We start from the raw sequence: 22,019 nt of genomic DNA on the forward strand, positions 1-22,019 counted from the left end.
TTAAAACAAATACTGAATGTCTAAATTCCATTTGTTGATAGACAAATTCATTGACCATTCCATCTCTAAGGAAGAAAGAGAGGCTTTGGAGCAGTGGATCCAAGAGAGTGAAAGTAACATGGCTTTTTTTAAAAGCCGCCTCAAAGAATCGAATCGAAAAATATCGGCTGGCTTTGATACCGAATCGGCCTATCAAAGATTCTTGGAAACCTTGACATCAAAGAAGAAAACTTCAACACCTTTTCATTCAATACTAAGATATGCTGCGCTGTTGATTCTTCTATTTACTATTGGTTTTTTGGTCAAAAGACAACTAATTGACCAAAACCAAACCTCAACAAAAGTAGTCGAAAGCCAAAAAGAAATTGATGTTGGCAATAATATCGTAATCAAATTGGCCGATGGAACCACAAAAGTTTTGAGTTCTGAGGGCGATGAAGAGGTAACCGATGCCAAAGGAAACATTGTTGCCAGTAAAGGTGGAAATTCCATCGTATTTGACCAAGATGTATCGGGGCAAGATAACTCGGTCGTATACCATGAAGTCTTTATTCCATTCGGACAAACTTTTCAATTAAGGCTTTCAGACGGAACCAAGGTGTGGTTGAATGCAGGTTCGAAACTGCGCTTTCCACAAAGTTTCGTCAATTCAGATAGAAAAAGGATCGTTTATTTAGAGGGGGAGGCCTTTTTTGATGTTGTTACAAATAAGGATAAGCCTTTTGTGGTCAACACACAGGAGATAGATGTTGAGGTATTGGGCACCCAATTCAATATTTCATCTTACGAGACCGACGATTTCATAGCAACCACTTTGGTAGAAGGTGTTGTCAAGGTTTATGAAACCAGGACACCGGAAAACGGTATTCAGTTATCACCCAATTTTCAAGCCAATTATGACAAATTCGGCAATCATTTCAGTAAGGCAGAAGTAGATACAGACGTTCACACAGCTTGGATGCAGGGCCGTTTGATTATCGACAATCTGAGATTTTCTGAAATACTGATAAGACTAGAAAGAAGATACTTTGTAAAATTCGTGAATAGGGCAGAAAGTTTGAACGACGAAATCTATAAGGGAGAATTTGTTGATGAAGACATTGAATCCGTTCTCAAAACAATAGCCCTAAGTACACCTTTTAACTATGAAATAAACCAAAACATAATCACTATAACGCAATAAAAAAGAAAGGGAAGTGTTGGCCCACTTCCCTTATCAACTCGATCATTAATAAATTATTACTAACAATCAAAGACATTCAAAACTATGAAAAAAAGCGATGAGGACCATGTTCTTGACAAAGTGCATGGTAAAAAACTAAATCTCAAAATGAAGTTCTGTTTTCTTATGGCCTCCCTTGTACTCTTTCAGCTATCGGCCAATTCGGTCATGTCGCAGAAAAGAATGGAATTTAACTATGACAATGTTCCACTGAAACGGATTCTGAAAGAAATAAAATCCCAAACGGGTTATCGGTTCTTCTATAATGTTAAGGAAATAGACGACAAACAAAAAACCTCTCTTGCCGCTGATAAGGAAACCATAAGGGAAGTTTTGGACAAATTGGCGTCCAAGGTAGATCTTGACTATGCGATCAATGAAAATCAAATAGTTCTGACACGTAAGATAATTACTGCCAATGCACCGCCCCAAGAACGGGAAATAAGCGGTACGGTCACCGATGCAAATGGAACGCCCCTACCCGGTGCCAGCATCGTTGAAAAGGGTACTACAAACGGCACGGAATCTGATTTTGATGGTAATTTTTCCATTATCGTTACAGATGAAAATGCTGTTTTGGTCATTTCCTACATTGGTTTTACCAGTCAAGAAATTACTGTTTCAGGACAGTCCAACTTCAATATCATTCTTCAAGAAAGCACTGCGGCGCTTGACGAAATTGTGGTCATAGGGTATGGTACACAGCTGAAAAGCGACCTAACAGGATCGATATCATCGCTTCGTACCGATGATTTTAACCCAGGCGCCAATGTATCGGTAGACCAATTGCTTCAAGGTCGTGCAGCTGGTGTGCAGATAAGTCAGGCCAGTTCTGCCCCTGGTGGTGGTCTCAGCATTAGAATTCGTGGGGCCAGTTCATTGAACGCCGGTAATGAACCCCTGTATGTTATCGATGGCTATCCCATTGACAATAGCCCAAATCTGTTTTCGAGTACCATTGCTGCCCAAGTCGCCAACAATAATAGCCCAAGAAACCCATTGAACGCTTTAAACCCAGCTGATATAGAGTCTATAGAGATTCTTAAGGATGCTTCTGCGACCGCGATTTACGGATCACGGGGTGCCAATGGTGTCATCATGATTACCACAAAAAAAGGTAGGGAAGGAAAAATGTCGGTTACCTACGATGTATATGCGGGCATGCAAAGTGTTGCCGAAACGATCGATGTGCTTTCCACCAGTGAATATATCAATGCTATCAATGCACTGTCGTTAGATCAGGGAAACGATATCGTTTTTACCGATGAAGATATAGCACGAATAGGCCAAGGCACCGACTGGCAAGACCAAATATTTCGTACCGCACCGGTGACCAATCACAACCTTTCTGTTCAAGGAGGCTCGAAGACAACTTCCATTTACGCCTCATTCAATTATTTTGATCAAGAGGGCGTTGTCAACAACTCAGGAATAGAAAGGTTCACCGGTAGAATAAACATCGATACAGAGATTGGGGAACGTGCACAGTTGGGCATAAATTTCAATACCAGTCTCGTTAAGGACAACAATAATGTTGACGGGGTCAATACCAATGAGCAAGCAGGCCCTATCAACACCGCACAGCTCTATGACCCAACAGAACCCATCTTCAATGAGGATGGCTCATTTGCCCAATCTCCTAATTTGACCATCAATAACCCACTGTCACTAGTAAATGGTATCTCAAGTTTGAGCGAGACCAACCGTACTTTCGGCACCGTCTTTTTAAATTATGATTTTACGGATAACCTTTCGGGCAAATTTAATTTTGGAACTGATCGGCAACAGACACGAAGAGATATTTTCAACTCCTCACAAACCATACGAGGTGAAGACCAGAGTGGTATCGCCAATATAGAGGTTTTGGAGCGTTCCAATTATCTTTTTGAGTATACCATGAACTATAACAAGGTTTTTGCAGAAAAACATAGCCTAACGGTCTTGGGGGGTATTACGTTCCAACAATTTGAAACCCGGAGTTTCTCGGGGAACATCAATGGTTTCCCCACAGATGAAATTGGCACCAATAATCTAGAATTGGGTGATACCAACAATGATAATCTTTCGAGCAGAAAGGAAGAAAACTCGCTCTTGTCTTATCTGGGAAGGGTAAACTATAGCTTTGACAATAAGTATTTGGTAACCGCCTCCATCAGGGCCGATGGGTCGTCACGCTTTGGGGAGAACAATAAGTTTGGGTATTTTCCTTCTTTTGCACTGGGCTGGAAACTCTCTGAAGAGCGTTTTATACCAGATGTCTTTAGCGAACTGAAGCTTAGGGCAAGTTGGGGACAAACCGGTAATCAGGAAATAGGTAATTTCAATTCGTTATTGACGTTCCAAGCTGGGCGTAATGTGGTGTTGGACGGTAATCTTGAGGGAAGTGTTCAGCCATCTCGCATAGCCAATCCGAATCTAAAATGGGAAACTACCGAACAGTTGGATATCGGGTTGGACATCGGGCTGTTCAACGGAAGAATCAACACAACCTTAGATTATTTTTCCAAGACCACCAACGACTTATTGTTTAATCTACCATTGCCTTTGGCGTCTGGTTTTGGTTCAATCTTGACCAATGTCGGGGAAGTGCAGAACACGGGGTTCGAGGTTTTAATCAATTCTACCAATATAGTGACCGATGATTTCGAATGGGACACCTCATTGAACTTTTCCACCATAAAGAACGAGGTGGTCGATTTGGGAAGAATTGAAGATGGCAGGTTCGTCACAGGTGGTGTTCAAGGGGTAGGCAATACCTCGGTAATACAGGAAGGCGATCCCTTGGCTTCCTATTTTGGTTATGTGGTTACCGGATTCTTTCAAGAAGGTGACGATATCGCAAATTCTGCACAGCCCAATGCACAACCCGGGTTCCCAATTTTCGAGGACAGAAACGGTGATGGGGTCATTAACCCTGATGACCAGACCATTATCGGAAGTCCCTTTCCAGATTTTATCTACGGTATTCGCAACTCCTTCAAATACAAAAATTGGAATCTTGATGTCTTCTTTCAAGGTCAGGAGGGGGCGGATCTTTTGAACGTCAATTTGATCGAATCACTGTACCCGGCAAACTTTAGAAGAAATCGGCTCGCTGAAACCATTTTGGACAGGTGGACTCCACAAAACACAGATGCCAGATGGCCCTCTTCAGTAAATCCAAATGCGTATGGAGCGAGTAAGGTAAATACCCTTACGGTAGAAGACGCCTCTTTTTTCAGGCTAAAAAATGTGCAGTTGAGCTATAATGTGCCAGTGAACAATGTAAACTTTTTGAATTCCTTGAAACTTTATGTGACCGGACAAAACCTTTTTACAATCACTGATTACAGTGGATTTGACCCAGAGGCCAATTCATTTGGCAGCCAAAATGTTAGGATTGATTACAGCAGTTATCCATTGGCCACTACCTATCTATTGGGATTGACCGCCAACTTTTAAATTAATTAAAAAATATTGTGATGAACACACATTTTCATAAACTCTTAATAGTATTGATATTTAGCTTGGTGGCCTGCGAAGATCGCTTAGATGAAGAGGTATTCTCAGAGCTTGCCCCTTCCAATTTGCTAATTACGGAAGAAGGCATAAACTCGTTGTTAAACTCGGCCTATACCTATGGGCATCGTTCGGGCGGGGATACCTCTTGGTCACCCTACTATATGGCCTCAATGCCGGCAGGTGAAGTTTGGGGCGCAGGTGGAGGCATAGAAAGTCTATGGCAAGCACTGATAGACCACAACTGGGACAGTAACCATTCCCAAATCCGCTCACAATGGGTAGGCTATTATAGAAGTATAAGGGATGCCAACATTGTTTTGGATAATTTGGACAACGAGAATTTCTCTGACGAATTCAAACAAAATATTGAGGCGGAGGTACACTTTTTACGTGGATGGTCTTATTCTGAGCTGTACAATCTGTTCGGAGCCGTTCCTTTATATACATCCCCAGGCGATGACCCATTATTGCCAAGGGCCACCGAAACCGAGGTACAAACATTTATAGAACAAGAGCTCAATTTGGCCATAAACGCATTGCCCGTTCAAAATGAATTTGGCAGGGGGACCAGAGGGGCGGCCCTGGGAATTTTGGCCAAGTATTATTTGAATGGAAGGCAATGGCAAGAAGCTGCCGATTTGACCCAACAGATTATGGACCTTGGTGTTTACGAATTGATTGCCGATTACAGCCAAGTGTTCAGTATAGAAAACGAGGGGAACGATGAACTGGTCTGGGCATTGCCCAAAGACGCCTCTGGGGTCAGCACCTTTCAACAACTTAATGCCCTTATTTTCCCCCCAGATTTTCCCAGGCCGTTCCCCAACAATGGGGTGTTTGCCGCGCGAACCTACCTATTTGATAATTTTGTCAATTCATTTGACGTAAACGATATGCGGAAGAACCTTATCATCACAGAGTATGTGAGCACGGCAAGTGGCGAGGTGGTTTCGGGATTGGGCAACGACAATTCGTTTCCGTATAAGATCGAGTTTGATCCATCTTCAGTAGGCGCCAGGGCTGGAAATGATATCCCAATAATTCGCTATGCCGATATTCTTTTGAGCAGGGCCGAGGCCTTAAATGAGTTATCAGGGCCCAGTCAGGAAGTGGTTGATTTGATAAATCAAGTTCGAACCAGGGCAGGGATTCCATCCTTGAATTTGGCAGGGTTTACGCAAGAATCGTTACGTCAGGCCATTTTTCAGGAAAGGGAATGGGAACTGTGGTTTGAAGGTAAAGCACGGGAAGATCAAATCAGAAATGGGACGTTTATCGATAGGGCCCAGGCACGGGGGAAAACAACCGCAGCTTTTAGGGCGCTGTTTCCCATACCTGAACGGGAGTTGGATGCCAATCCGGCATTGGAACAGAATCCTGGATACTAGCAATACCCAGCAGCCAGATAAGGTTTTTGAGCACTGGAATTGCCATCAAAACCTGCCCTAATAGGCAGGGCAGGTTTTGTCTAACAGAAAAAAACAAAATGAGTTCACAACAATTGTTTAAATGACCTTATGAAAATGAAGATTAAAAAAATGTTTCGGGCATATTCATTATCTGTTGTCTGGATACTTTGCCTTGTATTGTTTACAGAATGGGCAATGGCTCAAGAATTGGAAGATTACCCTAGAAAACCAAACTTCATCATCATTTTTGCCGATGATCTCGGATATGGTGATTTGGGGGTCTACGGGCATCCTACCATACATACGCCCAACCTCGATAGAATGGCCATTGAGGGTCAGAAATGGACCAATTTCTATGTAGGTGCAAGCGTTTGTACGCCTAGTCGTGCCGCTCTTCTTACTGGACGCTTACCAGTACGAAGTGGTATGGCCAGCAACAAGTCGCGCGTTCTTTTTCCCAACTCGGTCAATGGCCTGCCCCTAGAAGAAATTACGTTGGCAGAACAACTTAAAACAGTGGGCTATGGTACTGCTTGCATAGGTAAATGGCACCTTGGCCATAAAGAAAAATATTTGCCAACAAATCATGGCTTTGATTATTACTATGGAATACCATATTCAAATGATATGGACCTTACCCGAAAGTTGGAAGGCCCCACAGGGTATTGGGATTTGTGGACCAAAGAATACAAAAACCTTGAAATAGCGGATTTCAATGTGCCCTTGATTCGCAATAAGACCATTATTGAACGTCCCGCAAACCAGCATACCATTACAAAGCGGTATACCGATGAGTCCATAAAATGGATTGAGCAGAACAAGAAATCTCCCTTTTTCCTTTATCTAGCTTATAATCTACCTCACGTGCCGTTGTTTGCTTCAGAAGAATTTATGGGAACGAGCAAAAGGGGACTCTATGGGGATGTTGTAGAGGAAATTGACCATAACGTGGGGCGTATAATCACCCTGCTTGAAAACGAGGGGCTTGCCGAAAATACTATTGTGGTATTCACCTCAGACAATGGCCCTTGGATCAAAACAGAAATTTCTGGTGGTAGTGCAGGATTGCTACGTGATGGAAAAGGCACCACTTGGGAAGGAGGCATGCGTGAACCCTGCATTTTTTGGTCTCCTGGCAACATCAAGCCAAAAGTGGTCATGGATATGGGAACCACGATGGACCTGTTCAGTACGTTTTCAAAATTGGCCAGTGCCGAAATGCCAGCTGATAGGGAAATGGACGGTATAGATTTGGGCCCAGTACTGTTCAGTGATGGCAAAAGCTCTCGCAATGAGGTTTTTTATTATAGAGGAAGGGATCTTTATGCCGTTCGTGTCGGTGCCTATAAAGCACACTTCATAACGCAGGAAGTATATGTGCACAATCCTAAACGCGTTGAGCACAACCCTCCCCTTTTGTACAATTTGGATGAAGATCCTTCAGAAAGATTTGACATTTCAGAAAAATTCCCTGAGGTCATAGCCGAGATAGAGCAAGTGGTGCGCGAGCACAATTCAAAAATGATCAAAGCACCGGATTTATTGGCGCTCAAGGAAAAAACGAAATGATTTCAAAAGCTTAAGTTCAACTATTGCTCGCAAAGTGTTTTACCAGAATGAAACAGCATACGGGAAAGACAAGACATACTTCCCCAAAAAAAGGATGATTTATTATCTGAACTATGTTTAAGACGAAGAATTAAGTTGAGTCAGTTTGAGTTAGTTTGTGGGAAGGGTGCTAATTTTTGCATCCTTCCCATTTTTTATAGGTGCATTCTTGGCAGACTTCAATGGTGAGACATCACCAAAGACTATGATTAAAACACAAGAAAATGAGTTTGAACAAAAAAATATAAATATATAATAGCTCTTTTGTCTTGTGGAGCTTCCCAAATAATCAGACAAGAAATAAATGTAGTTCCAGAAGTAGAGCGACTTTTGGAGCAAATGACCCTAGAAGAAAAAATCTGGGATAAATAAGATAAGCTAAATGAAGGGGTTATTTGATATTGCTCCATTCTAAAAGCAATTGGTCATATCTTTCAAAAGCATCTTGCCCTAACGGCTGTTGTGCTTCGGTTACCATTTCCATCAAGTATTTGATATGATCGATCAGCATGGGCTTATCGTACCTTTTGGGTCCTTTTTTCAATCTAGCCAAAGCCTTTTGTAGTTTTTTTCTTTTTGTAAGATTTTTTGTAATGCCTAACTCTTGTTCCAATTCCTCTATTCTTTGGGATACCTCTAAGTAGAGCCGTGTTGTCTTCAGGGCCAATGTTTCTTGTTTCTGAAGGTTTTCAATTGTAACTCCGCTTTCAGTCAATTCGGGGTGTAGTCGAAAGTTAATTTTCGCAGACACACTATCTGAACCATAAAAGATCATGAGATCATAATCGCCAGGGGATATTCTGGGCCCTGAAAAATCTTTTTTCCCCTTTCTTTTAAGGTACCATTTAAAATCCCATTCCGTTCTTCTTATGCCCAATTCATCTTCGGGAAGCTTGGCCACTTCTAGATTTTTGGCATGCACCAATCTCCCATTCTTTTGAAATCGAAAAGAGACCACAGAATCAATCGCTTCTTCGGGCAATGTGAAATAGATGTTTTGATTGGGTTCATGATTTGGTCTTGGTTGGAACACTTGTAATTTTTGGCTTTGTTCCGGATCATATTGGTGCAGGGGGCTAATGTCGTCCAAAACCCAGAACGACCTCCCCAAGGTGGATAAGACCAAGTTCTTACGAAAAACCTGCATATCGGTAACGGGCACTACGGGCAAATTGTGTTGAAAAGATCGCCAGTGTGCGCCATCATCGAAGGAAAGATACAGGCCAAACTCTGTTCCAGCATATAGCAGCCCTTCCCTATCAGGGTCTTCACGGATTACCCTGGCCACATGACCTTCGGCCATACCTTGATCGATGCGTTGCCATGTCTGACCGTAATCTTCCGTTTTTAGAAAATACGTTTGCTCGTCGCCAAGATAATCCCTATTGATCGCAGCATAACATTTAGCCGGGTCATGGGGAGATGCCTCCAAATTCTGCACCCGCCCTCCGCTCAGAATACTGGGGGTTATGTTTGTCCATGAGGCACCGCCATCTTTGGTAATATGAATCAATCCATCATTGGAACCCGTCCAAATCACGCCCCTCTTTATCGGTGATTCCTGTATGGCATAAAGTACGGCATAATACTCTTCCCCAGAGATATCTTCATCTATCGGGCCACCACTTCGCATTCGATAGGCGGTCCTATTTTCAGTCAAATCTTCAGATATTCTTTCCCAATTTCTGCCGCCGTCGATCGTTTTGTGGAGGTACTGCGAGCCATAATAGACCACATTGGGATCATGGGGCGATACTTCCATGGGGGTCACCCGCTGAAAACGATAAGTGATATCATCTGGGTGGTTCCCATAAAGACTTTCCCCACCAATGTAATACAGATGTTCCGTGCCCAGTTTATGGTTGTACACCGAAAATTGACCCTTGCAATTGCTGTAAACGATATTGGGATCGCCGGGTTTGGGAATCGCTGGGCCCGTTTCGCATCCTCCTACCCTATCCCAGAATACCATGGTTTCCATTCCATGCCCGTCATTACTGTTCAATACATTTTGTGCTGGAGGCCTACTGGGCACACGAATGGTAGTGTTATCTTGCTGCCCTGAATAGATATAAAAGGGAAATTGGTCATCGACATCACAAGAATAAAGTTCTGCGGTTGGTTGGTTGAACTGTGTTGACCAATTCTTGCCCCCATCGATGGAAACTGCCCCACCGCCGTCATTGCCAGCTATCATAAAAAGAGTGTCCTTGGGATTGATCCATAAATCGTGGTGGTCGGAATGCGGCGGAATGATTTCTTTCCATTTTTTTCCACCGTCATATGATGTCCAGAGTTTTTTGGTTCCTGCCCAAATATTATCGCCATTTTGAGGGTTTGCATCAATATTGGTGAAGTAAAATGGTCGGTACATTACGGATTTATGAATTTTGGCAGGCATTTCCACCTTTTTCCAAGATTCGCCGTAATCATCTGATTTATAAATACCTTCTTGCCCTTCTGCAGCCTGGACCTGAGCCCAAACACGGGAAGGCATGGCCTGGCTTACCGCCAAATCAGCTTTTCCCGTCAAGGCGGTTGGGAGACCTTTTTTCAGCCTCTTCCAATTTTGCCCACCATCGATGGATTTGTAGATGCCATCGGTTGCCCCACCACTTATAATCGTCCAAGGTTTTCGTTCTCCCATCCACATGGTGGCATAGACAATTTCTGGTCGATTTGGTGCCAGCTCAATGTCGACCGCGCCCACGGAATCGGAATGAAAAAGTACTTTGTTCCAATGCTTGCCACCATCGGTGGTCTTGAATACGCCCCGTTCTTTGGATTTCCTAAAAGGTTGGCCCACTACAGCTACATAGGCGATATCGGGATTATTGGGATGCACTTCCAACGCCCCGATTTGACCTGCGTCTTTCAATCCGGAAAATCTCCATGTTTTACCTGCATCAATCGATTTATAGATTCCCCTGCCCACGATTACATTGCTACGGATACCATCTGAACCTGTGCCCACGTATAGAATATCAGGATTCTTCTGGAATATCGCAATCGCCCCTATGGAAGGACTTTCAAAATAGCTGTCAGAAATGTTCTTCCAATGATGGCCATGATCGGTGGTTTTCCATAGGCCCCCACCTGTGCTGCCCATATAGTAGACATTTGTACTGTCGACAACCCCTTTTACGGCGGTCACCCTGCCTCCTCGCGACGGCCCGACGTTTTTAAATTGAAAGGCTAGTTCCTGTTCTGATTTTTCTTTTGATTGTTGTTGGGCAAAACCAAAGAACCCAACGACCATCAATACCGATAAAATGCTCTTCTTCATTTTCAACATTTTTCAAATTATAGCCCCATGATGTATTGTACCGTTAGGAGGTTGTTCATGTTGAATCGACCCAATCGGTACACTACTGCTCCAACCAGTTCAATGCCTTACCGAGCAATATGTTTTTATAATCTAAATAGTTATCCTTGGTCACCGGAACATAATCATCGACCAAGGCGGGATTTCCTTCAAGTACTTGGCCGTTTGGGCGAATGGTGTGGCCAATGTTCCACATAAACTTGACCACAGGGGTGCTACCGTTCGGAAAATATAAATCCTCTTCCCACTCCCAAGTGTTGCTGTACCCCCCAGAGGGCATCCCAAAGGTATGGCCCAGATCATTGTCATTGACCATGGCGGAAAACTGATCCATATGAGATCCGCCCCAAGGGCCTGAAAAAAGCACCAATTTTCCGGTAAAGTGTTTCTTGGCAGGTTGCATTACCCAATCAGAATAATACGGAAGGTGGGCACATTTAAAGGGGACATTGTTACTATAGTCTTGACCGCGCTCCAACCCTTTCAGCACCGGCCCGTGCAACCATTCCATCATCCAAGAGCCATCATCTTCGGTCTCTGGGGAGCTGCCATCCATAATTTGTTTCTTTGACAAATATTTCTCCGTTCTGTCAGCAATAAAATCATCGGTGATATCACTGAGTCTTAAATTTCCGCCCGTGGTCTTGAACGGTCGAGATGAAAATCGCGCCAAGGCATAGGCCCCTTGGCTTCCGCCCCTACTATTGACCGCATCGATAATGAGGTCATGGGCCAACATACCATTGGTCTCGGCATAATTGACCAATTCGTCGACCGCATCCCTTAAATCTTTCCTAAAACCATACCACCAGAGCAAAATGGTCTTAGAGCTCTTATCCTTTGGCAAATACACGGCGAAGGATTCTTTTTCCCAGGCCAGTTCATACCCTTCATAATTGCGCAAAAACCTTCCATATTGCCAATCAACTTCATTCAAGTAAGGCACTACCAAAGAATATGGTCTCCCTTTTTTTGGTTTTAGTTTGATATGGAAACTGTCTTTGAAAAATGTACCGGGCCATTGGGCACTTCTTTTGGATAGGGCATCTGCCGTGCGAATCTTAAAGTTATTTTCATTGGAGTATGCGATGTACGGTCTTACTTGCTCCACAAAATCAGCCAGGGCAACACCATTGACCTCAAGAAGTTCATCTCCTATGCTTGGCGCTCTTTTTTCGCAATAGTCCGCAATATTTTTTGAATGATCAGACACGAAAAACGAAAGCTTCTTGGAAGAATAATCAGGGTGAAACCGTATTGGTGCGCGACCTTCTTCCATTTGGGGTACGGTCAATCCATTTTCAACTTCTTCAATGGAAAGGTGTTTGTCATGTCGTGCGGCACTTAATTTCACAAGGGCAAACCAAAAATCATCGTTTGTTTCCGCATCGACAAACTCTTGTCTGAGCTTTTGCATATTCTCGATCGGGTCAAAGTTTAGCGCCTTGTTCTTGAAATCGGAGAAGGCCTCACGCTGCATTGTCATTTTAACAATGGCATCAAAAAGCGCTTCACGGTCTTCTTTTGTGCCCACCCCAGATTGTGCCATCAACTGCACCGCAAAAAGTAGGTTCAAGAAAAAGTATAGTCCCCTTATTTTCATCTTGCATTATCATTTGGTTGTACGTACGACGGTCTCCACTGCGTCTCAAATCTTGATACTATCGTTGTTGCCACCATATCTCCCATACAGTTGACCGTGGTATTGCCCATATCGATCAATCGATAAATGCCCCCAACAATGGCCACGATCTCGATGGGCAAATTAAACGCTTCTGCAAACAGCATAGCGACCACCAATCCTCCACCAGGAATACCGGACGAGCCCTCAACCACCAATAGTCCGATCAAGACAACTTGTACCAGTTCTTGAATACTAAAATTTAATCCAGCAGCCTGGGCAGTAAAAATGAGGATTCCCGAAAGCATTATGGAAGTACCATCTTTGTTGAACTGTGCCCCCATGGGCAGGGTGAAGGAGTATACTTTTTTGGGAAGCTTCATTTTCGTTTCGGCAATATCAAGTGCCACTGCCAGGCTGGCCAAACTACTGCATGTGGCAATCGTGGTGGCATAGAGTTCCTTGGTCTTTCTAAAAAACCAGGGGATGGAAACCCTTCCAACGGTGGTCAGCAATATCATATATACCAATATCATCAACAACTGCCCTACATAAATTGTCGCTATAAACTTGCCCAAGGCCCCTGCGATGTTCGATCCAAATTCTCCGAAGGTGGCCGCCATCAAGGCCCCAAGACAAAGTGGTGATAGTATCAATATGTATTCCACCAACTTGCGCATCAAACCTGCTAGAAGGTCATATCCCTTCTCCAAAGGTTGCCTAGCTTTTGGAGGCAGTTTTAGCGTAACTATCCCTAAAAGAACGGCAAAAACCACTATTTGAATCAGGTTTCCCTCAGCAAATGATTTAAAAATGTTGATCGGAATCATGCTCAACAAAAGGTCACCAACGTTTGGTATTTGACCAATGTCATTAGAAACTTCTGCCTTAAGCGTCATTCCGACACCCGCTTTGGACAAATTCATCAAACCAATACCGATAATTATGGCCATAATGGTCGAAAAAACATACCATAGCAACACTTTACCCCCAATTCTGCCAAAACTTGAAATACTGTTCAGCGAGGCTATACCCGATAAAAGATTAAAAAAGACCAGTGGTATGGCGGCCATCAGCAAAAGGTTCAAAAAACCAATTCCCAGTGGTTTCACCACCAGTGCCTCTTCTTTAAACACCAGCCCGGCCACGGCACCAAATAACATCCAAAGCAAAACCCTGGTCGCGAAGGGAATCTGTAAATACCGCTTTAGTACTCTTTTGTACATCTTATGATTTTAATCAATGGGACTGGGCAAACCTTTTCAAGCGTTTGAGACCCTCTTCCAATTCGTCCCATGATTTGACACAGGTAAACCTAACATAATTTTCGCCAAATTCACCAAAGGAAGACCCGTGGACTATGGCAACCGACTCTTTTTCAAGAAGTTGCTCAGTAAAATCATAAGAACTTGTTCCCAATTGGGAAATATCGACCCATGCGTAGAACCCTCCTTCGGGGCGATGACATTTCAAGCCCTTGATGCCATCAATGTAATCGGTACAGTAAAATACCTTTTTCTCCCATTCCAACCAGTAGTCGAGCACTTCGTCCTGTGGTTTTCCACAGGCAATGGCCGCACCGATCTGCACAAACGAATTTACGCTGGTGATCAAATGTTGCTGTAATTTTTCCAACTCCTTGATGATATTCTCACTGGAGTAAATGAAGCCGACCCTCCAACCCCCCATGGAAAAGCTTTTCGTAAAGCTCATGAGGGTAATGGTTCGATCCTTCATGCCTGGAAGTGTCGCCAGATTGGTATGTTTATGGCCGTTCCAGACTACTCTTTCATACACCTCATCGGTAATCACGATAAGGTTGTTCTTGATGGCCACATCGGCAATGATTTGAAGATCCTTTTTTGAGTGGACCACTCCCGTTGGGTTATGCGGGGAGCAAAGTATGATCACTTTTGTTCGCTTGGTAACGGCCTTTTCCAAATCGTCCTTGGTCCACCTAAAACCATTTTCAGCCTTTAAGGGTACCTTTACCGCTTTTCCTCCCAAATAGTGAACCGTTTGGGTGTAACTCACAAAACAAGGATCTTCGACAATGACCTCATCACCTGGATTTATACAGGCCAACAGGCCTATGGTAAGCCCTTGTTTGCATCCCATGGTGGCAATGACCTCCTTCTCGGGGTCGGCATCAATTTTGTTATCGCGTTTTAATTTTTCGGCTATGGCGTTCCTGTAAATGGTTTTCCCCCTTGCCATGGTTTGATGGGTATCCCCTGCATTTATCGCGGCTATGGTACCACGTGTTATGTAAGCAGGGGTGGGCTCAAAGGCCCGACCGGCAGAAAAATCGTATACGGCTCTTCCTTGTTCACGAATAATTTGGGCTTTATCTGCAATACCTACCGTTGCTGAAAAACTAGAATCTAATACTCTCTTGGATAAATTCATATTTAAATATTCTTCGTAGAACAAGCGACGATATTGCGACATCGCCGCTTGTTTTAACTAACTCAAATAAACTAACTTACTCAAAAAAAGGTTCTCTATTTCACCCCAATTCTGATGGCATCCAAAAACACCAGTTCGGATCCCGAGTTATTGCCAATTTGAAGGACCAATCTACCGGTCTTCACATTTTGTACAAAAGCATTGAAGGTGACCCAGCTATTTTCAATAACATTTCCGGTACCATCGGGTTGATCGCGCATATCATCATTTTCATCACCTCTAAAGGACAGCAACAGTTCGTCACCGTCAGAAGTCCGCCAAAAGACATCAAACTCATCAGAATCTTCCCAACTGGCATCCACAAAAAAGGTAGAAAGGGTCACCAAAAGAATTTCTGTGCTAGGCGCAATGGTCACTTCATCAAACACTATCTCGGCCAGACCATCTGCATCAGAAGCGACATAGGCCTGCATTCCATCTTGAAAAAATGGCAGATCCCACTCATCGGGTTCGTTCAACACATTGGTAACTCCCCAATAAAGTGAAGTATCCTCTCCCCCTTCTTCTCCCGGAATGTACGAGAAATCAAAGCCCAGTTCATCACCCGTGGAAACATAATCGACCGAATTCAGTCCATCTTTATTGATCTGTTCCACACCATCGTCAGCTTCGTAGTTGTTGGTGGCCCCGGCGGTGGGTTCTTCAAAACTTGTAAATGCAATAATATCGAGATTTTTGGTACGATCTTCCACCGAGGCCGTAAAAACCCCACTCCCTTCCGCCAAACGTAACCCTCCCGATACTCCTGACACTTCGAACATCACGGAATAATCTTTAACCTCTTCGGTAACATTGGGTATCAATCTTATGGTCGGATTGTTGCTCCCCGCAGAAATAGACAGTGATATTTGACCCGAAGCACCATCTGGTTCGGTAACAAAATCAACTCCATAAACAGCGTTCTCCAAGGTCAGGTCTATGGTAACATTTGCACTTTCGTTAAGGGTGAAGCCTACGGAAAAAGGTACTGAAATAGCCTCTCCTTCATCTTCAAAAACCGTGGTGGTAAGCCCATCTGCAATACCGGCCACAAAAGTCTGGCCTTCCCTTGAAACAACTTCATTTACGTCTTCATTGTCACATGAAATAAGCAATACGATCGATGTCAGTCCTACTAGGATGGAAGAAATGATCGTTGGTTTTAGTTGTATGTACGTATTCATTTTTCTGCTTTTAGTTTGTACCTTATTAGTAGCCATCATTCTGGACCATATTTGGATTTCCGTTGAACTCTGCCAGCGGAATTGGCCAAGCATACAGGAAAGTAGGATAATCCAAATTACAGATATCCGCTGAGCAATCATTTCTGGTGAATCCCCGTTGCAATCGCTTCAGATCGAACAAGCGGTTTCCCTCAAAGGCCATTTCCTTTCTACGCTCGGTTATGATATCTTCAATAAGCTGGTTACCGCTCGAAGTGATGGGTGATGCATTGGCCCTTGAGGTAATGCTATTGACCAGGTCAAGGGCAACGGCTTCCTGCCCATTTCGAGCCTCAATCTCGGCTTTCATCAGAATCAATTCGGTAAGCCGAATCACCGAGTAGGGCGTATCATCGGGTGCTGCCCCAAAATCTCCAGGGTATTTGAACACATGTTGATCGGTGTTCTCTACTTTGTACCAATTCAAACGGAGGTCTTGGGTCTCGTACAAATCAAACAGATCACCGGAAATTGCATGTGCGGCGTTGCCATTATTGGATGTGTAGATGTCAATTATGGACCTGTTGGTGGTAATGCTGGCCCCAGCCTCGTTCACGTATAATTGAAAGATACTTTCAGGGGTTACAATCGCTGTTCCGGCCCACTCATTGATGAATTCCAAATCTCCCAAACCAGAAGATGGGTAAAGTCCCGTTGTATATTGGGTCACCAGACTATAACGCCCTGAGTTGATGACCTGATTGGCATCACTGAGCGCATTGGCATAATCAGTGATGTAGAAATACATTTTGGCCCTTAGGCTCAATGCGGAAAAATAGTTGATGAAATAGAAATCGTCTCCCGGTCTATCTATGGCATTGCTGTTTTGAAGATCAGGCAATGCCTCGTTGAATTCTTGAAAAATAAATCCGAAAACTTCCCCGGCGGTGTTTCTTGCTGGTTGGTTGGTCACGCCTGTCGAGGTTACAATGGGTACTCCGGGATGGGATTGATCCGAAGTAAAGTTATAGTCCTGTGCGAAAACCTGCATCAAGCAGAAATAGGCATAGGCCCTTACGACTCTTACTTCGGCAATGGCCTGGGTCTTAGCTTCGTCTGACATATCACCGACCGCATCGATGTTTTCAAGAAAAGTATTGGAATTGTTGATGAGCACATAGGCATCATCCCACAATATACTGGTGGTGTTTGCATTCAGGTTCAACAGATAAGCATGGGGCAATCTGTCACTGTTTGCCCCGGCATCTTCCCTATCTGAGGGGATCTTGCCATTGTCTGAAGCTGCATCGCCAATGACGGCAAAATCTGTTCCGTACATCCCTTTGAGCTTTATTGAGGTATAGATACCGTTCAAAGCGGCCAATGCACCATCTTGGGTCTGAAAAACCGATGAGGAGGCCACTTGGGTCTCGGGTTCAATATCCAAATAATCTTCACAGCTCCATATGAACAATAATATGAGCGTTAAAAATGTATATGCTTTAACTAAAGATTTCATAGTGCTATTTTTAAAAGGTTAAGTTGGCCGCAAAGGTTATGGTCCTGGGAATTGGATATGCCTCAGATGTGGGGTCGAATCCTGGAAAGTCGGTTATTGTCCACAAATTTTGACCGCTCAATCTAAAGGACATACCGTCCAAGCCCAATTGTCGTACTACCTCAACAGGCAAATTGTAGCCCAATGTTATGTTCTGAAGGCGCACATAGGAGGCATCATGTAAAAACCGTGTGCTTTCGAAGCCCCCATTGGGATTGTTCAGCCGCACCCTGGGGATATCGGTTATGTCTCCTGGCTGTTGCCAACGGTTCAGTGCTATTGCCCATTGGTTCGCAGGGAAGTTCTGTCCATCTCCATTCAAGGTTTCCCCCAAATCAAAATACTCTTGGTTTCCTTCATTGAAGAAAAACATAAAGGACAGACTCAGGTCTTTGTAGGTGAAGGTATTTGTGATACTTCCATAGGTGTCGGGACTTCTTTGACCGACCACCGCCCTGCTTTCCTCACCGTCATAATCTGGGGTTACGTTGCCATTGACATCCAAATACAATGGGTCGCCCGTGGCAGGATCTACCCCTTCATAACGTTGGTAAAAGAAATTATCAGATCGTCCGCCTTCTTGCCAGATGCGATCGCTAAAGACCACTTCTTGGGGCAATTGTCTTATTTCCTGATCGTAAAAAGCTATGTTGGCATCGGTTCGCCATGAAAAGTTTTGACTTCGCAGAATGTAGGCGGCCAATGAGATCTCAAAGCCTGTATTCAATAGTTCCGCATCAGAATTCACGGCCTGTTCCTCAAATCCTGTGGTTAGTGACAATGGAAGTTCAAACAACAAGTCTTCGGAAATCCTCCTGAAATAATCCACGCTACCGCTCAACCTATTGTTAAAAAGATTGAAGTCCAAGCCAATATCCAATTGTAGGTTTTTTTCCCACTGCAAACTTCTGTTGGGTGGAAAGGAAACGGTTATACCGGGCAAAAAATCAGTTGGGTTCAGTGCATAATCCCTACCTAGACTGAACAGGTCTCTCCACAGAAAGTTGCCGAAATTATTGTTTCCCGAAGAACCGTAGCTTGCTCTCAATTTAAGGTTGTTCACCAGTTCAGAATCTGAAAACAGGTCTTCAGAAAGGATATAGCTGAGCCCCACGGCACCAAACGTACCCCAACGGGTATCTGGCCCAAAATTCGAGGCTCCATCCCTCCGTAGGGAACCTTCCAAAAAGATCTTGTCTTTATAATCGTAGTTGATCCTTCCAAAAAAACCGGCCACGGCACTTCCATTGAAGCCCGATTCAATATCAGAAGGGTCTATGGGGCCCGAGGCGAGTCCGACATCGTTAAGATTTGCAAATGTGAACCCTCTTCTTGACACCTCAAGCAGGTTGCTCCGGAACCTCGTGGTCTCAAAGCCTGCCTTTATACCCAGTGAATGGTCTTCACCGATATCGGTCGTGTAGGCCAACGAACCCACAAAGTTGAAGGTGTTTTCAGAGGTGCGTTCCTCCAGTGCGTTTCCACCCTCGGTCTCCGCCAGATAGGTTTTACCTATGGTTTCCTTAAAAATTGAGGTGTTGTAGTAGTAATTTCCCAGAGCTTCGCCACGCAATTTCGGCGTAAAATTGTATCCCAAATTCAAGGTGGCATTGATGCTCCAGCTCTCAACATTGTTTGAATTTAAGGCTGCCGAAGCCACAGCATTGTGCTGGGCATTGCTGGGAATGTCAAAATTATACCCAGAACCCACCAATTCGGGATTCGTATCGGGTTGCCCAAATATGGGTTCGGTAGGTGCGGTGTTAAAAGCACCCGAAAGTTGGCCCGATCGGCCCGTTTCAGAAATAAGATTGTCCCTATTTCTGTAATTCAATTGCATATTTCCCCCAATGTCAATTTTGTCATTTAGATTATGGTCGATACTCAAGGTTCCGGTGACCCTTTCAAAACCAGTACCTACCACGGTCCCTTTTTGTTCGGTATAGCCGAGACCTGTATAAAAAGAGGTCTTGTCATTGCCCCCCCTGGCCGAAAAGTCATATTTTCTGAAAGATCCCGTTTGAAAAACCTCGTTCACCCAATCGGTATCAAAAGCTTGGCTTATGGGAAGAAAAAAACCTGTCGAAGGGTCGTCTGGGTTTCTTCCATCATTGATCAAGGCCTCCCTGTAATACTCAACGTACTCTGCGGTATTCATCAACCTAAAATTGTTAGGGTTGGTATTCTCGGTAAAACCGATTTCAGTGTTTAGGGAAAAAGCAGTCTTTTGATTTCTTCCTTTTTTGGTAGTGATCAAGATGACCCCATTGGCCGCCCTAGATCCATAAATTGAGGCAGATGCAGCATCCTTTAAGACATTTACAGATTCAATATCATTAGGGTTGATCTGGGAAAGCCCGCCATTGAAAACAGCACCGTTCAACACAATTAGCGGATCATCGCCTGCCAAGAGCGACCCTATTCCCCTAATCCTGAATTCGGCACCCTCACCTGGTTGCCCATTGCTTTCAAATACCTGGAGGCCAGGGGCAAGCCCCTGTAAAGCGTTGGTGAAGTTTGATAGGGGCTGTGCTTGAATTTCATCGGTGGTCACTACCTCCAAAGCCCCGGTGAGCGCTTTTCGGGTCGAAGTACCAAAAGCGACCACGACCACTTCATCCAATTGGTTCAAATCCCGAACCATGGTGACATTGATCACATTGGATGCAACTGGCACTTCCAGGGTTTTAAAACCCACATAGCTCACCACCAAGATATCTCCCTGATCGGCCATAATGGTGTAGTTGCCATCAAAATCTGAGACCGTACCTACTGTGGTCCCTTTTACCAAAATCGATACCCCTAGCAAGGGTTCTCGGTTTTCAGAAATAATTTTTCCCGTGACCCTGTTCTGAGCCATTAAAAAGCCACTGGAAAATAACATCACGATAAATAATCTGAGCTTCATTCCACATCGTATTAGTTAGTTATCAGAGGCATAAAAATCATCCAAAAAACCAATTCCACCTCCATTTTTTGGAAAAAAGAAAATTATTTCAGAAATTTTCTGAAAATATTTACTATGAAACGTTCTAATAGTGAAAGCGCAGAACTGATCAAAAAGACCGTCGATTACTTGAAATTGCAGAAAATCTCGCAGCAAGAAATTGAAAGCCGGTTAAACTATACTTCCCTGAGCAAAGCCAAAAACCATGACCGATACCCACAACCGGTCATTGAAAAAAAAACCAGAAACGAACTCTTGGAAGAGTTAATGTCTGAATTTTCCCTGATCTACAATCCGGCAACCGATAGAATTGAAAGAAAAGGTGACGTTACCATTACCCCAGATTTAAATGATGTACAATATTACATCATGCATTACTACGCCTTTGCTAGGGGCGTTGTGGACCGGGCTTTGGTAAAGGTGATCAATAAACGCAAGGTAGTAATGGACTATCGGATTCAAGAGCATTGGGAAGGTACCTATACGGTCATTGAAAACTATACTTTTATCGAGGTCACCAAAATGGGGTACACAACTCCGGTCAAAAAGTTGATTTCCCTTTTTTCAGGAACCATGAAGTATGGCCACGATTATCTTTTAGGAACCTACAGTACTGTAAAACGTGATGGCTTTCCTGCTGCAGGTCGTATCATTCTTGAGCGATGCTCTGATGAAAACGCTGCAAAAACCAAATTGGAAACGGCAAGTGATTACCGGATCATGGCCTATTTAAAAGACAATGTTTACATTACCAAACTGCGGACCCCGAACACACTTGACGAAATAGTATCCACACACCATTTTCATTACTTAAAGCTTGTTGGCGACTATAAATTCATCTATCCAGCTGACAACGGAACCATGAACGCCATTGACCTTAGCATTGAAAAAGACTTTTCGGCACATATGGAGATCAACCAAGTAATCTATAATGGATATGCAAGCTTTGTGAACATCAACACCCTGAATATTCGGTTTACTAGAAAAAACCAAGACAGTATCTCTATCAGCAAACAAATTCTCAATCTGCATATCAACGTTCGAAGACCGTTTGAGGGGTATGTCTATAGCTGTTCCTCATCAAGCCCTATTATCCATGCAGAACCTAGCTCTTTTATTTCATATTTGGTCTTGAAAAAAAAGTACAGGCCAGAAGTCTTGAAACAACTCAAACCAGAGCTACTCATGGCAAAAAGGATTGAATCTCTAGTTTAAAT

Annotated in this window: 12 protein-coding genes; 5 read left to right on the forward strand and 7 right to left on the reverse strand. The window is 43.7% G+C overall.

Features of this window, described 5'->3' with window-relative positions:
• Window positions 1–16 precede the first annotated feature (16 nt).
• From L0P89_RS04955 to L0P89_RS04970, 4 genes are all read left to right on the forward strand, one after another.
• On the forward strand, window positions 17–1,183 hold the full coding sequence (locus L0P89_RS04955; RefSeq protein ID WP_235267296.1) for a FecR family protein: 1,167 nt from the start codon (window positions 17–19) through the stop codon (window positions 1,181–1,183).
• 84 nt (window positions 1,184–1,267) lie between these two features.
• Window positions 1,268–4,663, forward strand: a complete 3,396-nt coding sequence (locus tag L0P89_RS04960) for a TonB-dependent receptor (protein ID WP_235267297.1) — start codon at window positions 1,268–1,270, stop codon at window positions 4,661–4,663.
• 20 nt (window positions 4,664–4,683) lie between these two features.
• Window positions 4,684–6,111 (forward strand): RagB/SusD family nutrient uptake outer membrane protein, encoded by a 1,428-nt coding sequence (locus L0P89_RS04965; protein WP_235267298.1) that lies wholly within the window; start codon window positions 4,684–4,686, stop codon window positions 6,109–6,111.
• Window positions 6,112–6,246: 135 nt separating this feature from the next.
• Entirely contained in the window at window positions 6,247–7,701 is a 1,455-nt protein-coding gene (locus L0P89_RS04970; protein ID WP_235267299.1) for a sulfatase, read from the forward strand.
• A 430-nt stretch (window positions 7,702–8,131) separates the two neighbouring features.
• Here the strand turns inward: L0P89_RS04970 and L0P89_RS04975 are convergent, their stop codons facing one another.
• The 7 genes from L0P89_RS04975 to L0P89_RS05005 all read right to left on the reverse strand — a co-directional run bounded on the left by L0P89_RS04975 (window position 8,132) and on the right by L0P89_RS05005 (window position 20,763).
• Window positions 8,132–11,026, reverse strand: a complete 2,895-nt coding sequence (locus L0P89_RS04975) for a VPS10 domain-containing protein (RefSeq protein ID WP_235267300.1) — start codon at window positions 11,024–11,026, stop codon at window positions 8,132–8,134.
• Between the two features lie 82 nt (window positions 11,027–11,108).
• Window positions 11,109–12,668 (reverse strand): hypothetical protein, encoded by a 1,560-nt coding sequence (locus L0P89_RS04980; protein WP_235267301.1) that lies wholly within the window; start codon window positions 12,666–12,668, stop codon window positions 11,109–11,111.
• Entirely contained in the window at window positions 12,665–13,912 is a 1,248-nt protein-coding gene (locus L0P89_RS04985; protein ID WP_235267302.1) for a dicarboxylate/amino acid:cation symporter, read from the reverse strand. Before L0P89_RS04985 ends, L0P89_RS04980 begins: the two co-directional genes overlap by 4 nt.
• Before the next feature lie 13 nt (window positions 13,913–13,925).
• A complete protein-coding gene (locus tag L0P89_RS04990; RefSeq protein WP_235267303.1) occupies window positions 13,926–15,095 on the reverse strand; it encodes a pyridoxal phosphate-dependent aminotransferase in 1,170 nt (389 codons plus the stop codon).
• A gap of 95 nt (window positions 15,096–15,190) precedes the next feature.
• A complete protein-coding gene (locus tag L0P89_RS04995) occupies window positions 15,191–16,318 on the reverse strand; it encodes a hypothetical protein (RefSeq protein WP_235267304.1) in 1,128 nt (375 codons plus the stop codon).
• 25 nt (window positions 16,319–16,343) lie between these two features.
• Complete coding sequence (locus tag L0P89_RS05000; RefSeq protein WP_235267305.1) at window positions 16,344–17,816, reverse strand: RagB/SusD family nutrient uptake outer membrane protein; 1,473 nt, start codon at window positions 17,814–17,816, stop codon at window positions 16,344–16,346.
• 10 nt (window positions 17,817–17,826) lie between these two features.
• Window positions 17,827–20,763 (reverse strand): SusC/RagA family TonB-linked outer membrane protein, encoded by a 2,937-nt coding sequence (locus tag L0P89_RS05005; RefSeq protein WP_235267306.1) that lies wholly within the window; start codon window positions 20,761–20,763, stop codon window positions 17,827–17,829.
• Between the two features lie 114 nt (window positions 20,764–20,877).
• On the opposite strand from L0P89_RS05005, the gene L0P89_RS05010 reads away from it, so the two are divergent.
• Window positions 20,878–22,017: a hypothetical protein gene (locus tag L0P89_RS05010; protein ID WP_235267307.1), complete on the forward strand. Its 1,140-nt coding sequence runs from the start codon at window positions 20,878–20,880 to the stop codon at window positions 22,015–22,017.
• Window positions 22,018–22,019 lie beyond the last annotated feature (2 nt).

Origin of the sequence: Muricauda sp. SCSIO 65647 (genome assembly GCF_021534965.1) — a bacterium.
Classification (GTDB): Bacteria; Bacteroidota; Bacteroidia; order Flavobacteriales; family Flavobacteriaceae; genus Flagellimonas_A.

Bases quoted from the DNA above. Each gene is read 5' to 3' on its own strand.
- L0P89_RS04955 (WP_235267296.1), top strand. From the start codon at position 17: ATGTCTAAATTCCATTTGTTGATAGACAAATTCATTGACCATTCCATC.
- L0P89_RS04980 (WP_235267301.1), bottom strand. From the start codon at position 12,668: ATGAAAATAAGGGGACTATACTTTTTCTTGAACCTACTTTTTGCGGTG.
- L0P89_RS04990 (WP_235267303.1), bottom strand. From the start codon at position 15,095: ATGAATTTATCCAAGAGAGTATTAGATTCTAGTTTTTCAGCAACGGTA.
- L0P89_RS04960 (WP_235267297.1), top strand. From the start codon at position 1,268: ATGAAAAAAAGCGATGAGGACCATGTTCTTGACAAAGTGCATGGTAAA.
- L0P89_RS05005 (WP_235267306.1), bottom strand. From the start codon at position 20,763: ATGAAGCTCAGATTATTTATCGTGATGTTATTTTCCAGTGGCTTTTTA.
- L0P89_RS04995 (WP_235267304.1), bottom strand. From the start codon at position 16,318: ATGAATACGTACATACAACTAAAACCAACGATCATTTCTTCCATCCTA.
- L0P89_RS04965 (WP_235267298.1), top strand. From the start codon at position 4,684: ATGAACACACATTTTCATAAACTCTTAATAGTATTGATATTTAGCTTG.
- L0P89_RS04975 (WP_235267300.1), bottom strand. From the start codon at position 11,026: ATGAAGAAGAGCATTTTATCGGTATTGATGGTCGTTGGGTTCTTTGGT.
- L0P89_RS04970 (WP_235267299.1), top strand. From the start codon at position 6,247: ATGAAGATTAAAAAAATGTTTCGGGCATATTCATTATCTGTTGTCTGG.
- L0P89_RS04985 (WP_235267302.1), bottom strand. From the start codon at position 13,912: ATGTACAAAAGAGTACTAAAGCGGTATTTACAGATTCCCTTCGCGACC.
- L0P89_RS05000 (WP_235267305.1), bottom strand. From the start codon at position 17,816: ATGAAATCTTTAGTTAAAGCATATACATTTTTAACGCTCATATTATTG.
- L0P89_RS05010 (WP_235267307.1), top strand. From the start codon at position 20,878: ATGAAACGTTCTAATAGTGAAAGCGCAGAACTGATCAAAAAGACCGTC.